At 65.4% G+C, this 1,474-nt stretch carries 1 protein-coding gene; it reads left to right on the top strand.

Features of this window, described 5'->3' with window-relative positions; translation table 11 throughout:
• Nucleotides 1–1,054 (top strand): TIGR02678 family protein (locus tag D779_RS20745; RefSeq protein ID WP_043758475.1); only part of this gene is annotated, 1,054 nt, incomplete at its 5' end.
• Nucleotides 1,055–1,474 lie beyond the last annotated feature (420 nt).

The following is a 1,474-nucleotide window of genomic DNA, read 5'->3' as shown; positions in this document are numbered from 1 at the left end:
CCTGCGGCTCGAGGCCGACTTCGCCCGCCTCGCCAAGACCGCCCCCGAGCACGACGACGGCAGCCGCGCCGCCCGCCCCGGCAGACGCCCGGTGGACCTGGATTTCACCCGCCGCCGCTACGCCCTCCTGTGCCTGGTGCTGGCGGGCCTGGAGCGCGGCGAGATGCAGAGCACCCTGGGCCGCCTGGGCAAGGCCGCCATGGACCAGTCCGCCGAGCCCGCCATCCAGGCCAGCGGACTGGTGTTCGAGCTGCGCACCCAGGAGGACCGCCGAGACCTGGTGGCCGTCGTCCGTCTCCTGCTGAACCTCGGCGTGCTGGTCCGGGTGGCCGGCAGCGAGGACGCCTACATCCAGAACGAGACCAAGGACGTCCTCTACGACATCGACCGTCACGTGCTCTCCGCACTCCTGGTGACCCGACGCGGCCCCTCCCTGGTCGACACCCTGGAGCAGCCCGCGGACTCACTCGACCAGCGCATCGGTGCCATCACTGCCCGCTTCGTCGCCGACACCCCCGAGGCCCGCAACCGCGAACTGCGCCAGCGCCTCACCGAGCGTCTGCTCGACGACCCGGTGCTCTATTACGACGAGCTGGACGAGGACGAGCGGGCCTATCTCTTCAACCAGCGTCACGCCATCGTCCAGCGCATCCAGGAGGCCACCGGACTGATCCCCGAGATGCGCGCCGAGGGCATCGCCATGGTCGACCCGGAGGGCGATCTCGCCGACCAGCGCATGCCCTCCGAGGGCACCGAGGGACACATCACCCTGCTGCTGGCCGGCCATCTCGCCGAGCGTCTGTCACAGGACCGTGCCGTATCCTGGCCCGATCTCCACGATGCCTATCGGAACTGGGTGGAGCGCTATGGACGCTACTGGAAGAAGGCCGCCAAGGATCCGGACGCCGGGCCGTCCTTCTGCCGCGAGGCCGCCGAGCGGCTGGCGTCGCTGGGGCTCGCCAGGATCGAGGTTGACGGGGTTCGTCCGCTACCTGCAATTGCACGGTATGCGGTGGAGGCGCCGCGGATTAGTCGGGTCAGTAAGATTGGATGACGGATAATCCTCGTGTCGGTGGTTCGATTCCGCCCCTTTGTACCAACAAGACCTTGAAAATCAACGTGTTTCGTTGAGGCGCGGGGATTTTTTATGCCTGAAAGTCTCTGGCTCTGGTGCATTTCCGGTACCGGAGCCTGTAATCATCCCTTCTCTTCATTGCAGTTCCCGCTTGGTTTCTCGCCGCGTGTCGGGCTTCGCTTCAGTGTTATCCTGATACGTTCCCTAACGATCAGGAGCCGATTGACGTGACCCCGGAACAGTTGGCAAGACACCCCACCCTCAAGGAGCGCTCGGCAGCGCACGAGCATTTTCTTGACCTCTGTCGACGGGTGCGGCCTCCGCATGATGTCCTCAGCAGCAGCATTCAGCGCCAAATTGATCGATTTTCTCCCAGAACTGAGTCCAACGTCCGGTGGT

This window comes from Imhoffiella purpurea, assembly GCF_000585215.1.
Taxonomy (GTDB): domain Bacteria; phylum Pseudomonadota; class Gammaproteobacteria; order Chromatiales; family Chromatiaceae; genus Imhoffiella; species Imhoffiella purpurea.
Note: the sequence above shows the minus strand (reverse complement) of the source record. Positions and strands in the feature narration are given on the sequence as shown.